General features: G+C 60.9%; 1 pseudogene. It reads left to right on the top strand.

Annotated elements, in window-relative coordinates:
* Positions 1-256, top strand: a pseudogene (locus SB725_RS32440) (hypothetical protein); the annotation flags it as partial.

The following is a 256-nucleotide window of genomic DNA, read 5'->3' as shown; positions in this document are numbered from 1 at the left end:
AGATGGTGCTCGACGCCTTCCACACCTCGAAAGAAAGTGACCAGATTCGCGAACTGCGCGCAGCGATTCGCCAGGCCCACGACCGCTTTGACGACGACACCGCCTATGAACTCATGGGCCAGCTCAAGCAGCTCAAAGACGCCGAGGCCGCCGACCTCGCCGCCCTGGAAGACCTGAGCAAGAAATTCCCCATCAGCCGGATTCTCTCCAGCTACAAGGACGATCCGGACTTCCAGGAGCTGGTCTACGGCCTGGC

Source organism: Pseudomonas sp. SIMBA_041 (genome assembly GCF_046535095.1).
GTDB classification, from domain to species: domain Bacteria; phylum Pseudomonadota; class Gammaproteobacteria; order Pseudomonadales; family Pseudomonadaceae; genus Aquipseudomonas; species Aquipseudomonas mucoides.
This window is presented reverse-complemented; position numbering and strand designations above follow the sequence as displayed.